Raw genomic sequence first — 18,638 nt, 5'->3', positions numbered from 1 at the left:
GGGGCGAATTCGCGTACCCGGGACGCCGGGCAACCAGACTGTCGGCCCCCGGTCGGACAATGTGGTCGACCGAAGGGACCCGATGACCGTTCTCGACACCCGGGCGCTCAACCGCGCGACGCTCGCCCGGCAGTTGCTGCTCGACCGCGCCGACCTGCCGGCGCTCGACGCCGTCGCCCACGTCGGTGGCCTACAGGCCCAGGAGCCGCAGGAGCCGTTCATCGGGCTGTGGTCGCGGCTGCGCGCGTTCGACCCGACGGTGCTCTCGACCCTGCTGACCGAGCGGCACGTGGTGCGTACCCACCTCATGCGCCGCACCGTCCACCTGCTCGTCGCCGACGACGCTGTGGCCTGGCGACCTCGTCACGAGGCCATGCTGCGCCAACGCGTGCTCGGGGTCTACCGCGGCGAGCTCGACGGGGTGGACCTCGACGAACTCGCCGCTGCCGCGCGGGCGGTGGTGGCCGACGGTGAGCCCCGCTCGATGCCCGACATCGGGCGGGCGCTCGTCGAGCGCTGGCCGTCGCCGGGCCCGCGGGTGCTGGGCGAGATGGCGGTCGCGCTGCTTGCGATGACACAGCTCCCGCCGCGCGGCCTGTGGCGGGCGAAGGGGGGCGCGCGCTACGTCCTGCTCTCCGCGTGGCTCGGCCGGGAGGTCTCCCCGCCGACCGCGGCGGGCACCGATCCGGTCGACCAACTGCTCGTACGCCGCTACCTGGCCGCGTTCGGCCCGGCGGCCACGGCCGACCTGCGGGCCTGGTGCGGCCTCGCCGGGCTGCCCGCTGCGGTGACCGCCATGCGGGACGAGTTGGTGACCTTCCGCGACGAGCGTGGCCGGAAGCTGATCGACCTCCCCGACGCGCCGCGCCCCGACCCGGAGACACCCGCCCCGGTGCGGTTCCTGCCGGCGTTCGACAACGCGATCCTCGGCTACAACGACCGCAGCCGGATCATCGACGACGCCCACCGTGGCCTCTCGGTGGCCGGCGAGCGCGTGATGCTCGTCGACGGCCGGGTCGCGGCGACCTGGAGCGTCGAGTCGGGCACCGTGACCGTCAACCCACTACGCGGCTTCTCCCGAGCGGACCAGGCCGCCGTGACCGAGCAGGGGCAGGCCCTGGCGTCCTTCCTCTCCGACAACGAGAGCGACCGGGTGCGGGTGGGGTCGTCTCCCCGGTGACGGACCAGGACGGTCCGACCCCGGGGAGACGGAGAGGTCAGTCGACGGTCGGCGGCGCCGTCCTCGCCGCCTCGGCGAGCGCCGCAGCCGCGCCGGCGTACGGGTTGTAGCTGTAGGTGCGCGCCAGACCGGCCGGCACCGTGAAGTACGCGGCCGACAGTTTCGCCGGGTCGCTGGCGATCTCACCCCGCGCCGAGGCGTCGTTGCCGTCGTCCCAGCCCCAGGGCGCGTTGGCCGAGTTGGTCGAACAGCTCCAGGTGCCGACGCCGCAGTCGCCGGACGTGTCACCGGCGAACGTGCCCAGACTGGCGAACAGGCTCGCGTTGGACCGCTGCGCCCACAGGCCGCCGGCGGCGAAGATGTCGATCAGCTGATACCGCACGTCGCGGTCGTTGCCGCTGCTCGGCGTCTCGGCGACTGTGGACGGGTAGTAGACCAGGCCGTCGCCGTTGATGTCGTACTGCGGGTGTGCCTTGAGACCGTGGCCCTGCGCCTCCTGCGCCGTCACCGGGTGCTGGAACGCGTCGTGCGGTGACGCCTGGAACCCCAAGGTGCCGTCGACGCTCTCCGCGCCGCTGGTCCAGGTGCTGCCGGTCGGCGTGTAGGAGAAGAAGTCGCTGTGCGCGACCGTGACGGCCGAGCGGAGGACGCCGTACGGGGAGCCGTCGCGCTCGATGGCGAACAGCGCGCCCTCACCGTCGTTCTCGTGCTCGGTCTCGAAGAAGGGGTGGTCGGTCCAGTCGCGAGGGTGGAAGAAGAAGTACGTGATGTACCAGTGGGTGCTCGTCTCCACCACGGAGTAGTACGCGTGCGCGGCGAGTGGGGCGCCGGCCTGGCCAGCCCGGTCCCAGTTGTTGCGTCCGTCCAGGTCGCCGTCGAAGTCGACCCGGGTGAGGTAGTCCGACTGCCCGCTGAGGGCGTGGCTGCCGGTGGCATCGACATCCTGGTAGTGGATGGGCGCCCAGCGGAGGGCCAGCTCGGCCCGGCTGACGGCGGCGCTGGCGGGGGTCGGTGCGGCCAGCGCGGCAGCCGCCAGCACTGCCGCAGCGCCTGCCGCCACCAGCGCCCTGACCACCCGGGGTCGCCGGGTCGCGTTGTTTGCGTCGAGCATGGTGTGCTCCCGTGTCCGAATGAATAGACCGTAATAGATCATTCGGGGTTCGGGCGCCCGGCGGGTGTCCCTGCGGCGACGAGAAAGCGGACGATGTTCGACGGGATCGGGATCGGGTTGTATCGATGCTCACCGACTGCCATGCTGTGGTTCGGTCGTGCTCGGGGAGCCAGCGCGCACCAGATCTTCTCCGGTCCACGGGGCGCGCGAGGTGACCATGTCACCCGTGCCGGGCAGCCTCGTCGGCGACCGGAAACCCGAGCGCGGCACCGCCTACCACCTCGGTCATCGGTGCCCGTACCACGGAGGTACCGGATGCTTCGCATGTTCCTCGCTGTCACGACCATGGCGCTGGCCACCTGGACCGGAACGACCACCGCCGCCGAAGCGACACCCACGCCAACGCCATCGTCCACACCGACGCCGACCTGCCCACCGGCGATACCGATCAGCGCGAGCGTGACCGGGGCCACCACCACGAGCCTGACCATTTCGTACTCCATCTTCTTCCGCCCACCCTGCGGCTACGACCCGCCGATGACCGTCAGCCTCTTCACCAGCCGCGAGGACGCCCAACAGTGGCGGGCCGCGGTCGCCGAGGTCGTCTCCGGGTCGGAGCGCAACGGCTCGGTGACCATCGACCGGCTCACTCCCGACACGGAGTACTGGTACCGGTTCACCGACGCCGAGGGCCGACGGGACCCGTACGTCATCGCCTCGGCCCGGACCGCGCCGCTGACCTCGTGCCAAGCCACGGCCACGATCGACGCCCGCTGGGGCAGCGGCTTCGTCGCGACGGTCACGGTCCGCAACACCGGGACGCTTCCGCTGGACCGGTGGCGCGTCTCCTGGCGGTGGTCCGGTGACGAGCAGGTCCACACGGCCTGGGGTGGGGTGGCCGAGACGGCCGGCTCCGACGTCACCGTTCGCAACGCCTCCTACAACGGAACGCTGGCGCTGGACGGGGCGACCACATTCGGTCTACTCGTGACGACCAGCGCGGTGCCGGACGGCCTGACCCTGACGTGCGCGCGGTGAACGACGTCCGCCCCGCTCCGGCACGACGGCGGGAGCGGGGCGGACGTCGTGTCGGTCAGGGCTTGCGGGCCACCGCGCCGTAGGCGTCGATCCCGACGGCGTCGGGATCCTCCGGTCGCCACAGCGGGATCGGCACCAGACCCGGCTCCACCATCACCAGCCCGTCGAAGCAGCTCGCGAGGTCCTCCGGGCTGCGCAGGATGTACGGAACTCCGCCGCTCTGCGCCAGCCGCTCGGCACCCGAGACCACCGCCGGGCTGGTGTTGGTGCCGTCCCAGAGCACCAGGTGTGAGCCGGACGGCACCGCGTCCATGGTGCGCCCGACGATCGAGCGCACCACGTCCAGGTCGGGCTCGTAGCCCATCACGCCCATGTACATCACGGCGATGGGCTGGTCGAAGTCGAGCGTCTGCGCCGCCTCGGCGAGGATCTTCTCCGGGTCGTGGTAGTCGGCCGGGACGTAGGTGGTGACACCCTCCGACGTGGTGCTGGCCAGCAGTGCCCGCGCGTGCACCAGCACCATCGGGTCGTTGTCCACGTAGACGATCCGCGAGTCGGGCGCCACACCCTGGGCGACCGCGTGCGTGTTCTGCATGGTGGGCAGGCCGGTGCCGATGTCCAGGAACTGCCGGATGCCCGCCTCGGCCGCGAGGTGACGCACGGCCCGCACCAGGAACACGCGCGACTGCTGCGCCATCAGGACGATCTCCGGGTAGACCTCGGCGACAGCGTCGCCGGCCGCCCGGTCGGACTGGAAGTTGTCCTTGCCGCCCATCCAGTAGTTCCAGATCCGTGCCGCGTGCGGCACGTCGGGCTGAAGCTTCGCGGCGAGTTCGGGGTCCGGGCCGGCCATGCCTGGCTCCTATCGAGGGGTCGTCAGCTGGAGGTCATCACAGCGGTACGCCCGGGATCGTACTCCGACAATGTCCACTCTCGACCGGGGGTGGACCCACCGCCGCCAGGCAGGGGACCAGGCTCGCTGTCACCGGTGGACCACCCCGTTCTGGTACGCCCAGACGACGGTCTGTAGTCGATCCCGTGCGCCGATCTTCGCCATCGCGCGCCCGAGGTGCGACTTGACGGTGCTGGTCTCGATGAAGAGCTGCTCGGCGATCTCGACGTTCGACAGGCCCTGCGCGAGCAGCTCCACGATCTCGGTCTCCCGCGCGGTCAGCTGGTGCGCTGCCGCCGCGTCCGAGCGAGGAGCGGGCGTACGCCTGGCGAACTCCGAGATCACCCGACGGGTGACGGCCTGGTCGACGAGCCCGTACCCGCTCGCGAGGCGACGGATCGCCTCGATCAGCTCCTCGGGCTCACAGTCCTTGAGGATGAACCCGCTGGCGCCGGACTCCAACGCGCCGAAGACGTACTCGTCGAGGTCGAAGGTCGTCACGACCAGCACCGCCGGTGGCGTACCGGTCGCCTCGGCGACGATCTGCCGGGTCGCGGTGAGCCCGTCGCCGTGCGGCATCCGGACGTCCATGCAGATGACGTCCGGTTGCAGCCGGCGGGCCAGCTCGACGGCGGCCGACCCGTTCGACGCCTCGGCCACGACCTCGATCTCGCCGGCCTGCTCCAGGATGACGCGGAAGCCGGCGCGGACGACCGCCTGGTCGTCGACGAGCATCACTCTGATCATGCTGGGGCCTCTTCCTTCGGGCGCGATGCGGCGGGACCGTTCGTCGGCAGTGTCGCGGCGACCGACCAGCCACCGGCCGCCGTCGGACCGGCGGTAAAGGTCGCCCCGATCAGCTGGGCGCGCTCGCGCATGCCCACCAGGCCGACGCCACCGGTCCGTGCCGCCGGTACGCGTCGCGGCGCGGCGGGTTCGTTCACCACCTCCAGCGACACCGAGCGGGACTCGAAGCGGAGCACCACCCGCGCCGCAGCGCCCGGGGCGTGCTGGCGGGCGTTGCTGAGCGACTCCTGCGCGATCCGGTAGAGCGCCACGTCGGCGATCGGCGACACCTCGCGCTGCTCGCCCTCCCGGACGAACTCCACCGGGCCGGCGAGGTTGCCCGCGGTGCGGACGAGATCGTCGAGCATGCCCAGCCCCGGAACCGGGGTGGGACCGTCGCCGCCCTCGTGCCCGGGCCTGCCGCGCAGCACACCGACAACCAGCCGCAGGTTGTCCAGGGTCTCCTTGCCCTGGCTGCGGATCCAGGCCACACCGGCCTTCGCGGCCGCCGGGTCCCGGTCGATCAGCCGCTCGACCGCCGCCGCCTGGACGACCATGCCGGAGAGGTGGTGCGCGGCCACGTCGTGCAGCTCCCGGGCCATCCGGGAGCGCTCCGCGCCGATCGCCGCCTGGACCTTCGTGCGCTGCTCCCGGATCGCCTCGTCCGCCCGTACCCGGACCAACTCGACGTAGCGCCGGTAGGTGGCCACGTAGCCGCCGACGAAGGTCGCGCCGGCGTAGGTCAGGGCGCTCGCCGAGACGTACGCGATGGCCGTCAGCAGATCCGGGGTCACCACGACGGCCGCCCCGATCGACTCCACCGCCACGACCGCGCTGACGGCCAGCAGTGCACGCCGAACCGGCAGCAACGACCCGACGGTGTACGCCGCGACGAACGGTGCGAGGCCCCGGATGGTCGCCTCGGGCAGGGAGAAGCCGATGATGGGCAGTTGGAGGCCGACGACGAGCGCGAGGCAGAGCAGTGGCCGGACCCGACGCAGGCACAGCAGCATCGCCTGCGCGCAGCAGATGGCGACGAGCAGCCAGGCCCGCGCCGGGTCGAACGACACCCCGTCCTCCGGTGCCACGAACCAGAACAGCCCGGTGAGCAGTACGAACGTCAGGACGGTCAGCACCGCGGCCAGCAGGCAGTCCCGTGGGAACACTCCGGTCACCCCGAGCCGGGTGAGCCGTCCGTCGAGCCACTTCGTCAGTCGTGGTGTGCCGGGTTCGGTGTCGGCGTGGTCCCTCATGGGGTGCGCATCCTTGCTCCGGATCGTCCCGGGTCGGCGGGTCAGTAGGAGATGCTAGGCGCGAGCAGGTGGAACTCCACGGCGAACCAGCCCGCGCCGGCGAGAGCGAACAGGATCAGTCCGCTGGCGGTGATCCGCCGCCAGCCGAGGTGGCGGCGCACGTCGTCGATCAGCCGGACCGCGGCGGGCAGCACTCCGAGCAGACCGACCAGTTGCAGCACCTGAATGGCGCGCAGGACGGGCCCGGGAACGTCCTGCAGGCCCATGATGCTGCCGATGCTCAGCACCCAGCCGGCGAACGCGAGCAGCGTGCCGGCGACGGCGACGCGGCTCAGGATCCGCGCGGTGCGCCCCGCCCGCTCCCGGCGAGCGCTGCCCAGCCAACGGCGGGCGATCGCGCCGACCGGCCAGGACAGGACGGTGAGCAGCAGCACGACGGTGGACAGGGCCAGCACCGGGACGGCCACCACCCAGGCGCGGGCGGGCTCGACGGGCAGCAACGCGAACGCGGAGTCGAAACTGATCGCCTCGACCCGGTCGTCGGTCGCCCGCATGGCGATCGTGCGCTGCCCGCCGACCTCGCGCCAGACCCAGGGCGCCACCTCCTCGTAGAGGGCGGGGGAGTCCGACAGCGGGCCTGGCTCCACCAGCAACCGGTCACCGTCGGCGACGCTGACAGTGGTCCGACCGACCAGACCGATCGCCGTCAGGAAGTTGCTCTGGATCGCTCGCGAGGACTCGTACGTGCCCGCGGCCAGCGCGGCGTGCTTGGCGGTGGTCGCCGGGTCCACGCCGGCGGTCGGCTGGTCGTCGCGGGCGGGGAAGTAGCGGTCGGCGAAGCCGTTCACGATCGACTCGCGAAGCTCGTGGCTGTCGAGGGCGCCGGAGCCGTTGCTGTTGAGCGACAGGAAGATGCCGGCCCGGTCGTCGGGGTAGATCTGCAGGTGGGAGTGGAAGTACTTGGTGTCGCCGCCGTGACCGAGGATGCGGTGGCCGTTGCGGTCCTCGGCGAAGAATCCGAGGGTCATCCGGGGCCCGTCGGCCAGCGTGCCCAACGACGTCGCGTCGAGTGCCGGCCGCTGCATCAGCTCACGGGTCGGTTGGTCCAGCAGGGGCGCGAAGCCCACCGGCTCGCCGAGCTGGGCGAGCATGAAACGCGCCATGTCCGTCGCCGGGGCGCTCAGCGCACCGGGTGGGGGCGTACCGACGATCTCGAACGGCGCGGCGGGCCCGGCGGAGGTGTCGTACCCGTTGGACACCCGGTCGCGCAGCGCCGCCGGGAGGGGCTGCTCGAAGGTCGACGACGGCATGCCCGCGCGGTCCAGGACATTGCGTTGGACGTACTCCTCGAAGCGCGTCCCGCTGACGCGTTCGACGATGTAGCCGGCGAGCGCGTTGCTGTAGTTGGAGTACGCGGGGACGGTGCCGGGCTGGTAGATCTGCTCCGGTGGGTCGGTCATCAGGGCCCTGCGCAGGTTGAGGTCACCGCCGTTGGTGCCGATGAGGCCGGCGATCCGCTCCTCGAAGCCGGCGGTGTGCGTCAGCAGGTGCCGCAGGGTGACGGCCCGCTCGTAGCGGAGGGGCAGTTCGAAGTCGAGGTACGTCTTGACGTCGGCGTCGAGGTCGAGCTTCCCGCTCTGCACGAGTTGCAGCACCGCGGTGGCGGTGACGAGCTTCGACACCGATCCCATCCGGAACAGATGCCGGTCCGGGTCGACCGGTACGGCCGCGTTCCCGCCGGCGCCGGTGTCGGCGTACCCGTACCCCCGGGTTGTGAGGATCTTGCCGTTGTTCACGACGGCGACAGTGGCTCCCGCGATGTCGGTACGGTCGAGCGCGGCCGGCAGCAGGCCGTCGAGCCAGGCGTTGACGTCGGCGCCCGTCAGGGCGGACGCCGTCCCGCTCGCGGGTGCCGCCGGACCGTTGATGGGCGGTGCCGGGTTGTGCTGCGGTGTGCCGCAGCCGACGGCGCTCACGGCGAGGACGACAGCGGTCGCCAGCACCGCGCCGAGTCGGACGAGAGGCCGGGCGCTTCGGGGTGAGCCGGGTGCGTGAAGCGGAAGAGAACGCATCGTCTGCCAGTACCTTTCCTGGCGAACGGGTGTCCGGAGCAGGTCCGTGCGGCGTCACCCGATGCCTTGGTGACAAGCCTGTTCGAGCGATCGCCCCCCGCCATCTGGCGCAGGACGGCACTACGTCTACGACCTGAGGAGGAAGCGGGTACGCCGAAAGGTGCCGCCGCTGCCGCCCCGTACGCGATCTACGGGTTTGCCCACCGATCGGGGGACATCGTTTGACATGTACGCGGAACGCATCTTTGATGGTCGATGTGTCTGTTCGGCGTGGTCGGGCGCTTGGTCGTCTGGGTGGGCCGGTCGATGCCCTGAGCCTGGAGGACGGATGCGAGTCATCGCGCGGAGAAACCCACCCCGCTCACGACGGCGGCTGTTGCCGTTGGCGATGGCGGCGGTGACGCTGCTGAGCCTGGCCGTCGGTGTGCCGGCGGCCGCCGCGGCGCCGTCGACCGTCGTCGGCGTCGCCAGCGGTCGTTGCCTGGACGTGGTCGGCAACGTCCGGACCGCCGGTGCCGGCATCAACATCTACGACTGCAACGGCCAGGCCAACCAGGCGTGGACCTTCACCTCAAGTGGTGAACTGCGGGTCTACGACGACACGATGTGCCTGGACGTCGTCGGCCAGGACACCACCGCCCCGGCCGCGCTGCAGATCAACGGCTGCACCGGCGGGGCCAACCAGCGCTGGCGGATCACCACCTCCGGGACCATCGTCGGGGTCCAGTCCGGCCTGTGCCTGGACGTGACCGGCGCGGGCACCACCAACAGCACCACCGTCGGTCTCTGGACCTGCAACGGGCAGTCCAACCAGCGGTGGACGACGTCGCTGGGCAGCGCCGACAGCCAGCCGCCGACCGCGCCGGGCAGCCCACGGGTCAGCGGCCTGACCTGCAATTCGGTGACGTTCGCGTGGAACGCCTCGACGGACAACGTCGCGGTGGCCTTCTACGACATCTACCACGACGGCCAGCTGATGACGTCGGTGAGCGGCACGGCGCTCTCCACCAACCTCACCGTGGTGCCCGGGGCGACCTGGGGCCTGTACGTCAACGCCCGCGACGCCGCCGGCAACGTGTCGCAGGCGAGCGCCACCGTGTCGATCACTCCGCCGCCCTGTCAGGCCGACAGTCAGCCACCGACGGCGCCGCAGCAGCTCACCGGCACCGCCTCGGGCACCACTGTGACGCTGCGCTGGACCGCGTCGACCGACAACATCGGGGTGCGGGCGTACGACGTCTACCGGGCCGGCGCGAAGGTGGGAACGGTCACCGGTGCGCCGCCGGCGACCACGTTCACCGACAGCGGTCTGGCGGCGAACACCTCCTACCAGTACTACGTGGTGGCTCGGGACGCGCAGGACAACGCGTCGTCGCGCAGCGGCACCGCGACGGTGACCACCGGCGCGGCGTGCGCCAACCCGGTGTGCGGGGTGCGGCAGGTCACCACCGACACCGACATCCCGTGGGGTCTGGTGACGTTGCCCGACGGCAGCGTGCTCTACAACCGCCGCGACGCGCACGACATCATCCAGCTCAACCCGACCACCGGGGCCAGGACCAACCTGGGCACGGTGCCGAACGTGCAGAGCACCGACGGTGAGGGTGGCCTGTTGGGGCTCGCCATCTCGGCCAGCTACTCCAGCGACCGCTGGCTGTACATCATGCACACCTCGCCGGCCGACAACCGCATCGTCCGGATCAGGCTGGAGAACGGGCGACTCAACACCGCCAGCGAGCAGGTCCTGCTCAGCGGCATCCGGCGTAACAAGTACCACGACGGTGGTCGCCTGCGGTTCGGCCCGGACGGCAAGCTGTACGCCAGCACCGGCGACGCCCAGAACGGCAACTACGCCCAGGACCGGTCCAGCCTCGAAGGCAAGATCCTGCGACTCAACCCGGACGGCACCGTCCCCTCGGACAACCCGTTCGGCAACTACGTGTGGAGCTACGGCCACCGCAACCCGCAGGGGTTGGCGTTCGACTCGCAGGGCCGGCTGTGGGAGCAGGAGTTCGGCAACTCGGTCATGGACGAGACCAACCTGATCACCAAGGGTGGAAACTACGGCTGGCCGGCATGCGAGGGCACCAGTGGCGCCTGCGGCACGGCCGGGTTCATCGCGCCGGCGCGCACCTATCCGACCGCCGAAGGGTCCTGCTCCGGCATCACGATCGTGCGCGACGCTCTCTACGTGGCCTGCGCCCGAGGCGCTCGGATGTACCGCGCGGTGATCAGCGGCAGCAGCCTGACGAACGTGCAGACGTACTTCAGTGGCACCTACGGTCGGTTGCGGACGGTGGAGCCGGCTCCCGACGGCGGGCTGTGGTTGACCACCACCAACGTCGGTGACAAGGACAGCACCCCGAACAACAGCAACGAGAGGATCCTGCACGTCACGCTCGGCAACTAGGCCCTGATCGAATGCAGTAGGGGCGATGTGGCTGGAGAGCGGTATACCGCTGAGGAATGAATATTCCTCAGCGGTATACCGCCGATGAGTGCCACATGGCCCGGGGTGCTCCCGAACCCGGTCGGGCGGCATGCCCTCAGTCGCTGGTCAGGAGCACGAGTTGCTGGGTGGCCCGGGTCATCGCGACGTAGCGGTCGACCGCCCCCGAGATGCCGGTGCCGAAGGTTTCCGGGTCGACGAGGACGACCAGGTCGAACTCCAGCCCCTTGGCCTGCTCCGGGCTCAGTGACCGGACCCGGGCGGTGGGCGGGAACGTCGGGTCGCCGATGACGCAGGCGATCCCGTCGGTGTGCGCGGCGAGCCAGGTGTCGAGGATCGACACCAGGTCGGCGACCGATCCGTGGACGACGGGAAGCCCGTTGCCACGGATGGAGGTCGGCACGTTTGCGTCGGGGAGCACGGCCCGGATGACCGGTTCGGCCTCCGCCATGACCTCCGCCGGCGTCCGGTAGTTGATGCCCAACGAGGCCACTGTGACCCGGTCGAGCCCGATCCGCTTGAGGCGTTCCGGCCACGACTCGGTGAACCCGTGCCGGGCCTGGGCGCGGTCGCCCACGATGGTGAAGCTGCGCGACGGGCAGCGTGCCAGCAGCATCTGCCACTGGGCGTCGGTCAGCTCCTGCGCCTCGTCCACGACGATGTGCGCGAACGGACCGGCCAGCAGGTCCGGGTCGACGTCCGGCAGCGCGGACTCGTCGACCAGGACGTCGCGCAGGTCGGGTTGGCGCAGCATCGCCAGCAGACCCTCGCCGTCGTCGTAGGTGTCGGCCGCGAGCAGTTCGTCGACGACCCGGGCCATGTGCTCGCGCTCCACGGCGGCGGCCGGGTCGCGCCGACGGGTGCGCCCCGACCTCTCCGCGTCGCCGAGCCGCTGTCGGGCCGCGTCGAGCAGCGGCAGGTCGGACACGGTCCAGGCCCGGGGCTCGTCGCGTTGCAGCTTGCGGACCTCCGCCGCGCTGAGCCACGGCGCGCACCTGCGCAGGTACGCGGGCACCGACCACAGGTCACCCACGAGATCGGCCGCGTCGAGCAACGGCCAGGCACGGTTGACAGTCGCCCGCAGCTCCCGGTTACGCAGCAGCGAGTCGCGGAGCACGTCGTCCGGCTCCTCGCCGTCGTACCGGTCGACGAGGATCGTGAGCAACTCCTCCCAGATCTCCTCGCGCGCCTCGTTGTGCGGGGTGCCGGGGCCCGGTGCCTGGAACGCGTCGGCCCAGTCGTCGGCGCTCAACCGGACGTCGGAGTCGCCGACCGTGATCGTCATCGGAGCGGTCGGCGGGTCCTCGTAGAACCGCACCGCCGCGTCGATGGCCCGGACCAGCTCGGCCGAGGACTTCAGCCGGGCCACCTCCGGGTCGGTGTCGGCGGTTGCCGTGGCCCCCTCGGGAACGAGGTCGTGCAGGGTGCAGGTCTGCACGTCCTCCTCTCCGAGGCTGGGCAGGACGTCGGCGACGTAGGCCAGGTAGGGCTGGTGCGGCCCCACGAAGAGCACCCCACCCCGGCGCTGACCGAGACGCGGGTCGGAGTAGAGCAGGTACGCGGTGCGGTGCAGGGCGACGACGGTCTTGCCGGTGCCCGGACCACCGTCGACCACGAGGGCACCGGCCGACCCCGCCCGGATGATGGCGTCCTGGTCGGCCTGGATCGTGCTGAGCACGTCGCGCATCCGGGCCGACCGGGCGCTGCCCAGACTGGCGATGAAGGCGGACTGGTCGTCGAGCGCGACGGCGTGCCCCACGAACCCGTCCGGGGTGAACACCTCGTCCCAGTAGTCGCTGATCCGGCCGCGGGTCCAGCGGTACCGGCGGCGGCTCGCCAGACCCATCGGGTTGGCGTGTGTCGCGCCGAAGAACGGCTCGGCGGCGGGTGAGCGCCAGTCGAGCAGCAGCCGCCGGCCCGTGCTGTCGGTGAGACCGCGACGTCCGACGTACACCGGCTCGGGGTTGTCCGCCTCGACCACGTGGCCGAGGCACAGGTCCAGCCCGTAGCGGCTCAGCGAGCGCAGGCGGGCGGTCAGCCGACGGACCTCCTCGTCCCGGTCGACGGCCTGCCGGCCCTTGCCGCCGGGCGCTCGACGAGCGGTGTCCAGACGGTCGGACAGCTCCGCGCTCAGCTGCGCGAGGCCCTGCGCCATGGCCGCGAAGTGCCGCTCGTCGTGGGCGATGAGCGCCGGGTCGGCCTTGGGGGCGAGGTGATCGGGAAGTTCGAACACGGAGGTGGGCAAGGAATCCAATTCATGACTTCCATTTCGGCAGAATTTGGCCTCGGCCGACGATTCTGCGTCATAAACGGGGTCTTGCCGCAAGCCCCCCAGTGCGGTATAAGTTAGAAGTGGCGGGAGACCAGGTGTCTCCCGTTTTCCGTGTTCAGGGCACGTCGAGGACCTCGCGGCCGAGGGGCCAGAACGCGGCCGGAACGAGCTTGAAGTTGGCGATGCCGAACGGGATCCCGATGATCGTGACGCAGAGGGCGATGCCCGCGAGGATGTGGGAGAGCGCCAGCCACCATCCGGCCAGCACCACCCAGAGGATGTTCGCCACGCCGGAGCCGACGCCCGCGCCCGGCTTGGGTACCAGGGTGCGGCCGAAGGGCCACAGCGAGTAGACCGCCAGGCGCAGCGACGCGACGCCGAACGGGATGGTGATGACCAGGACGAAGCAGATCAGCGCGGCGATGCCGTAGCCGACCGCCAGCACGAGGCCGCCGCCGAAGACGAGCCACAGCACATTCAGTACGAAACGAATCACCACTCCAGCATGAAACATGCTCGCCACCCGGTCGGCTCGCCCCGTTCCCCGCTCACCAGCGACGACTACCCCCCTCATCAGCGACCGCTGAGCGCGCGTACCACCGGGAGCACGAGGACCGCGACATCGACGGCGCCGCCCACCGCCGCCGCGGGACCGGCCGCTGTAAGGTACGCGAAAACCCTTCCACGGCCTGCTCCGGAGTGCGGTAACCCGGTCCCGGAAGCTCAGGAGGATCGCGTGTCGTCCGACGACCGTTGGCTGCTCGACATCCCGATCGCGCACCGCGGGCTGACCGGCGACGATCGACCCGCCAACTCGCTGGCGGCGTTCGAGGCGGCCGCCGAGGCCGGCTACGCCTGCGAACTGGACGTGCAGCTCACCCGCTCGGGCGAGCTCGTTGTCGTCCACGACTACGACCTGACCGCGCTCACCGGTGCGGCGATCGCCACCGCGGAGCTGACCCCGGCCGATCGGCAGCGGCTCCGGTTGCAGGGCACCGACCAGCGGGTACCCACGCTGTCGCAGGTGCTGGACCTGGTCGCCGGCCGGGTGCCCCTGCTGATCGAGCTGAAACGGCCGACGCTCGCCCTCAACTTCGATCTCGTCGACGAGGTGCTGCGACAGACCGCCGACTACCCGGGGCGTTACGCGGTCGAATCCTTCGACCCGTTGCTCGTGGCGGCGCTGCGGGTCGCGGTGCGAAAGCTGCCGCCGCACCGCCGGGTGCCGGTGGGGCGCATCTGCGGCCTGCTGCGCACCGCCGGGCCGCTGACCCGGATGGTGGGTCGCAGTATGGTCAGCAACCTGGTCACCCGGCCTGATTTTCTGGCCTACGAGGTGGACGCATTTCCGTCCAATCTGACGGCGTGGTGGCGTCGCCGCGGTGTTCCGGTGATTTCCTGGCCAGTCGCCTCACCGGAGCGGGAGATGTTCGCCCGTCAATACTCCGACAACATCGTTTTCTCGGGCTATAGACCGTCGCATGGCCAGCATCTAGCATCGTGACGTGTCTGTTGACCAAGGACAGAGCGGGTTGTTCGCCGAGTCGCAGAACGGCGCTCCCGGCGATCCGTTGCAGGTCTACCGCGCGTTGGCCGAAGAAAGCATCAACAAGCTCAGGGACCATTACGACTGGCGGGCGAAATGGCACCGCCGACTGTTTCGTTTCACCGGCATCCTGGTCATCGTCGTCAGTGCGTCACTGCCACTGCTCGCCGGCTTCAGCTATCCGGGTAAGAACCTGGTAATCGCGGTCTCGGGCGTGGTCATCGCCACGGCCACCGCGCTACGCACCTTTTATCAGTGGGATCAGATGTGGGCACTGCTGCGGCGTACCCATTTCGCCCTCATCGAGGCGAGCAGCCAGTGGAGACTCGCGTTCGGTCGCGCCGAGGCAACCGCTGATCCGGCCGAGCGCGAGCAGCGCGCGTACGCGGCGACAGAGGTGCTGCTGGTGAAGATCGAGGGCATCCGCAGTGCCGAGACGGAGAAGTTCTTCAGCTCGTTGGCGTTTCCAGAGGAATCCGCGCTGACCGGCAAGCCATTTCGTCCCTGACCGCCGGCACGTGGTGGTCGGGCGGGTCTCGGGGTTGCTCGGTGGAAGACCTGAGACGAAAGCCAGGGCGACCCGAGGGAACCTCCCGGAGGCCGGCCGGGGTCGGCGGCCACATGCTGGCTGGCATGAAACGCGCTGTGCTCTACGTGATCGCCGGACCGGTCGGCATCGTGGCCTACGGCCTGGTCCGGCTGTGGGCAAGATCCGACGGGGTGTACGGCCCCGGGCTCGACTGGCAGGCCGCCCACCTGGTCGCTCTCGCCGGCATGGTGTGCTTCGTCCCGGGTGTGCTCGCGCTGTCCCGCCTGCTGCCCCGCAGTCCGTGGCGCACCGGGGTGGTGATCGGCACATTGGTCGGCCTCGCCGCGACGATGGTGCAGTTCGGTGCGGACATCGTCGAGGGGCTGCTGGCCGAGGACCGGGCGGAGATGTCGAGGCTCGGCGCGGAATTCAAGGACATCCCCGGTGTGGAGGTGGCCTTCTACGACGTCGTACCCCAGTTCTTCTTCCTGGGCCTGCTCGTCCTCACGGGCATGCTCGCCGCCCGACGGCGGCTGCCGTGGTGGAGTGTGCCGCTGCTCCTCGCCGGGATCGTCCTGCCGGCGGTCACCCTCGACCTGCTTCCGTTCGGTGGCCTGTGCATGGCGCTGGCGTTGGTCCCGGCGCTGCCGCTGGTGCGACAGCAGGACGAGCGTGCCGAGTCGCCCGTGCCCGTCCCCTGAGGACTCGGGGTGGCGCCGGCCCCTCGGACCGGCGCCACCCTTCGAACCTCTACTTCAGAGCGAGGGTGCGGGCGTCGGCGGCGATGACGCTGGCGACCTCCGCCGGCACCAGCTTGCCGGCCTGCCGGTCGGCGTAGGTGGCCAGCTCGGCGTACTGGGCGTGGGCCAGCTTGGTGGTCATCGCGGTGACGGCGGCCGGGTCCGCGCCCGAGGTGAGGATCAGGTAGCCGAGGCCGGCCTGGCCCACCGTCACGGTGAAGGTGCTGGTCGCGGTGGCGGTGCCCTCGGGCCCGGTCGCCTCGGTGGTGATGGTGTGCCGGCCGGCGGTCAGCCTGGCCAGGTCGAGCTTGCGCCCGGCGGCCGACTTCTTACCGTCCAGCGTCACTGTGACGGTGTCCGCGTTGGTCGCGGCGACCGCGATCACCGGGGACTGTGCCCGGTCCAGCCGAGCCCCGTTGGCCGGCGAGGTGATCTGCACGGTCGGGTCGGCGGAGGCCCGCTGGACGAACGCCGAGTTCCAGCCGACCAGCTCCGCCGCGCGGTTGGTGATGATCGCGTCGGTGCCGATCCGCTCCAGCCGCTGCCACAGGCCGGCGGAGTCCATCGTCCAGGCCATCACGGCGACCCCGGCGGCGTGCAGTGGGGCGACGACCTCCGGCTTGGCCAACAGCGCGTTGCCGTCCGGGTTGTACGCGGTCAGGTGCAGCTCCTTCGCGATCGCCACCGGGTCGGCGTCAAGGGTGCTGCGGAGCAGGCCGAGCGGCAGCTCGGGGGCGATCTCGTAGGTGTACTTCAGGGCGTCGACCTCGAAACTCTGGATGAAGACCCGGCCCATCATCTGCTCGTCCCGGATCACCTGGATGATCGTGGCGACCTCGTCGCGGGTGTGCCTGCCCTTGATCTCCACGAGCAGGTTGCCGCCCCGCGTCCGCAGGTCGGCGAGTTGCTCCGCGAGGGTGGGCACCCGCTCGCCGACGTACTGCGGGCCGAACCAGGAGCCGGCGTCGAGCGCCTTGATCTGCGCGGCGGTCAGGTCCCGGATGTTGCCGGTGCCGTCGGTGGTCCGGTCGACGGTGCCGTCGTGCAGGATGAACGGGATGCCGTCCCTGCTCGGCTGGACGTCGTTCTCGATCCAGTCGGCGCCGCCCTTGCGGGCGATCTCCTGGGCGACGAGGGTGTTCTCCGGTGCGGCGGCGGACGCGCCCCGGTGGGCGATCACTGTGAACGGGCTGCCCTCGGGGCGCAGGTAGCCGTTCGGCGCCAGCTCGGTGACGGTGACGTCGTCGTACGACACTGTCGCGCCGTTGACGAAGAGCCCCTGGACCCCGTCGGCGGAACGCTGGAGGCTGCTGGTCCGCATCGCCTCCCGCCCGTCGAAGATCCAGCGGGCCTGGTTGCCGTGCACCTCGACGGCGACGCGCACGTCCCGGCCGGTGCCGGCGGCGGACGGGGCAGAGGCGGTGTTCGTCACGACCCAGGCGTTGGCAGTGGTCCGCTGGGCGAATTCGAGCCCGTTGGCGGCTGTGGTGCCGCTGCGCATGGTGGCGATCCACCATGGGGTCGCGCCGCTGGCGGGGACGTCGATGCCGAGCGAGGCCCAGCGGGTGGCGGCCGAGACCGACTCGAAGCGCATGGTCGCCTCGAGGCGGAAGTCGTTCAGGTGCCGACCGAAGGTGATCTTGTTGTTCTCGCTGGAGCTGGCGGAGGTTCCGTACAGTCGGCCGTTCTCGACCTTCCAGGTGCCGTCGACCGCGTGCCAACCGGCGGGCAGCGACCCGGCCGAGAAGTTCTCCGAGACGACGACGCTGCCCGGCTCGGCGGTGGCGGGTGACGAGGTCGCGACGGCGACCGCGACGGCAGCGCCGGTGACGGCGAGAACGGCGACGGAGGCGGCGGCCCGGGTACCCAGGGCGCCGAGGCGTGACCCGGCGCGGCGACGCGACGGTGATGCGGGTAGGACAGTCATGGTCGCGACGGTACGAAGCGCGCCCGAACTGATGATCAATCAAGCATGGCTGCCGCCGGAACGCCGGGTGTACCGCGCTCGATCGGGGCGTCCCGGACTGGTCAGTTCGGCAGGCCGGAGCAGGCGACCCCGTCGATCGTGCACGCCTTGGGGGCGGAACCGGTCAACGAGCCGTTGACCCGGAACGTCACCCGGACCGAGGCGCTGCCGGGCACCTGACCGCTGTTCGGGTCCGGCACGAACGTCCACACCGCACCGTCCCGGCTGGCCTGCGCTCCCTCGACCCCGCTGATCCCCAGCGACTCCCGGGGCAGGGTGACGACAAGCGTCCACCCCGGGGCCGGGACCGAGCCGGGATTGCTGATCGTCACTGTCGCGCCGTAACTGAGCAGGGCGTTGTCCGTGATGGCGAAGTCCGCGCCCAGGGCCGCCGGGGTGGGTTCGGCGGTCGCACCGGTCGGCGTGGGCCGGGTCGACGACGTGACCGCCGGTGGGTCCGAGGAGGCCGAGGCGGGCGGGGAAGCGGGCACCGCAGGGCTGGTGACCGCCGGTCGCGCCTGCGCGCGGGGGGTACCGGACGGCGACGCGCCCACCTGCTCGACCGACGGCGGCGGGTCGAGGGTCACCGGCGTCAGCTTCTCCGGCGTACGCAGCACCCCGACGACGGACACGGCCGTCGCGATCAGCACCCCGAGCGCCGCGACGACGGCCACCCAGGTGGCCCGCGAGACGTCCTCCCGACCGGTGAGCACCCGCCGTGCGGCCGTGACGAGGGCCACGACCCGATCCAGCAGGATGATCGCCACGGTACGGCGTGGCTGGGGTGGTGTTGCCGGCACTGCC

Annotated in this window: 15 protein-coding genes; 6 read left to right on the top strand and 9 right to left on the bottom strand. The window is 70.9% G+C overall.

Going from position 1 to position 18,638, the window contains the following annotated elements; genetic code table 11:
• Window positions 1–82: 82 nt before the first annotated feature.
• Entirely contained in the window at window positions 83–1,180 is a 1,098-nt protein-coding gene (locus GA0070561_RS11910; RefSeq protein ID WP_091399613.1) for a winged helix DNA-binding domain-containing protein, read from the top strand.
• Window positions 1,181–1,217: 37 nt separating this feature from the next.
• Here the strand turns inward: GA0070561_RS11910 and GA0070561_RS11905 are convergent, their stop codons facing one another.
• Window positions 1,218–2,291 (bottom strand): hypothetical protein, encoded by a 1,074-nt coding sequence (locus GA0070561_RS11905; RefSeq protein WP_091400208.1) that lies wholly within the window; start codon window positions 2,289–2,291, stop codon window positions 1,218–1,220.
• A gap of 315 nt (window positions 2,292–2,606) precedes the next feature.
• On the opposite strand from GA0070561_RS11905, the gene GA0070561_RS11900 reads away from it, so the two are divergent.
• Entirely contained in the window at window positions 2,607–3,329 is a 723-nt protein-coding gene (locus GA0070561_RS11900; protein ID WP_091399611.1) for a cellulose binding domain-containing protein, read from the top strand.
• Between the two features lie 55 nt (window positions 3,330–3,384).
• On the opposite strand, the gene GA0070561_RS11895 is transcribed toward GA0070561_RS11900, so the two are convergent.
• From GA0070561_RS11895 to GA0070561_RS11880, 4 genes are all read right to left on the bottom strand, one after another.
• The gene (locus GA0070561_RS11895; protein ID WP_091399609.1) at window positions 3,385–4,182 is read right to left on the bottom strand and encodes an SAM-dependent methyltransferase; all 798 of its coding nucleotides are present in this window, start codon (window positions 4,180–4,182) and stop codon (window positions 3,385–3,387) included.
• Window positions 4,183–4,311: 129 nt separating this feature from the next.
• Window positions 4,312–4,968, bottom strand: coding sequence for a response regulator (locus GA0070561_RS11890; RefSeq protein ID WP_091399607.1), 657 nt, complete (start codon window positions 4,966–4,968; stop codon window positions 4,312–4,314).
• Window positions 4,965–6,260, bottom strand: a complete 1,296-nt coding sequence (locus tag GA0070561_RS11885) for a sensor histidine kinase (protein ID WP_091399605.1) — start codon at window positions 6,258–6,260, stop codon at window positions 4,965–4,967. The genes GA0070561_RS11890 and GA0070561_RS11885 overlap by 4 nt, the downstream gene beginning before the upstream one ends.
• Window positions 6,261–6,301: 41 nt before the next feature.
• On the bottom strand, window positions 6,302–8,263 hold the full coding sequence (locus GA0070561_RS11880; RefSeq protein WP_208603743.1) for a serine hydrolase domain-containing protein: 1,962 nt from the start codon (window positions 8,261–8,263) through the stop codon (window positions 6,302–6,304).
• 397 nt (window positions 8,264–8,660) lie between these two features.
• Between GA0070561_RS11880 and GA0070561_RS11875 the strand changes: the two genes are divergently transcribed.
• Window positions 8,661–10,742, top strand: a complete 2,082-nt coding sequence (locus tag GA0070561_RS11875; RefSeq protein WP_091399602.1) for a PQQ-dependent sugar dehydrogenase — start codon at window positions 8,661–8,663, stop codon at window positions 10,740–10,742.
• A gap of 136 nt (window positions 10,743–10,878) precedes the next feature.
• On the opposite strand, the gene helR is transcribed toward GA0070561_RS11875, so the two are convergent.
• Together helR and GA0070561_RS11865 are read right to left on the bottom strand one after the other, a co-directional pair.
• Window positions 10,879–13,026, bottom strand: a complete 2,148-nt coding sequence (helR, locus tag GA0070561_RS11870; protein ID WP_208603742.1) for an RNA polymerase recycling motor ATPase HelR — start codon at window positions 13,024–13,026, stop codon at window positions 10,879–10,881.
• Between the two features lie 142 nt (window positions 13,027–13,168).
• The gene (locus GA0070561_RS11865; protein ID WP_181539259.1) at window positions 13,169–13,549 is read right to left on the bottom strand and encodes a YccF domain-containing protein; all 381 of its coding nucleotides are present in this window, start codon (window positions 13,547–13,549) and stop codon (window positions 13,169–13,171) included.
• Between the two features lie 240 nt (window positions 13,550–13,789).
• Here GA0070561_RS11865 and GA0070561_RS11860 point away from each other — a divergent pair, with 240 nt between their 5' ends.
• The 3 genes from GA0070561_RS11860 (at window position 13,790) to GA0070561_RS11850 (ending at window position 15,829) form a co-directional block, all read left to right on the top strand.
• Window positions 13,790–14,557 carry a glycerophosphodiester phosphodiesterase family protein gene (locus GA0070561_RS11860; RefSeq protein WP_167362376.1) on the top strand — a complete coding sequence of 256 codons (768 nt, stop codon included), beginning with the start codon at window positions 13,790–13,792 and terminating at the stop codon, window positions 14,555–14,557.
• A gap of 1 nt (window position 14,558) precedes the next feature.
• Entirely contained in the window at window positions 14,559–15,107 is a 549-nt protein-coding gene (locus tag GA0070561_RS11855) for an SLATT domain-containing protein (RefSeq protein ID WP_112642952.1), read from the top strand.
• A 125-nt stretch (window positions 15,108–15,232) separates the two neighbouring features.
• Window positions 15,233–15,829, top strand: a complete 597-nt coding sequence (locus tag GA0070561_RS11850) for a hypothetical protein (RefSeq protein WP_141710362.1) — start codon at window positions 15,233–15,235, stop codon at window positions 15,827–15,829.
• 49 nt (window positions 15,830–15,878) lie between these two features.
• On the opposite strand, the gene GA0070561_RS11845 is transcribed toward GA0070561_RS11850, so the two are convergent.
• Window positions 15,879–17,795, bottom strand: a complete 1,917-nt coding sequence (locus tag GA0070561_RS11845; protein WP_091399592.1) for a glycerophosphodiester phosphodiesterase — start codon at window positions 17,793–17,795, stop codon at window positions 15,879–15,881.
• Window positions 17,796–17,896: 101 nt separating this feature from the next.
• Complete coding sequence (locus tag GA0070561_RS11840; RefSeq protein WP_146758540.1) at window positions 17,897–18,634, bottom strand: cellulose binding domain-containing protein; 738 nt, start codon at window positions 18,632–18,634, stop codon at window positions 17,897–17,899.
• Between the last annotated feature and the right edge of the window lie 4 nt (window positions 18,635–18,638).

It is taken from the genome of Micromonospora saelicesensis, from assembly GCF_900091575.1.
Lineage (GTDB): Bacteria > Actinomycetota > Actinomycetes > Mycobacteriales > Micromonosporaceae > Micromonospora > Micromonospora saelicesensis.
This window is presented reverse-complemented; position numbering and strand designations above follow the sequence as displayed.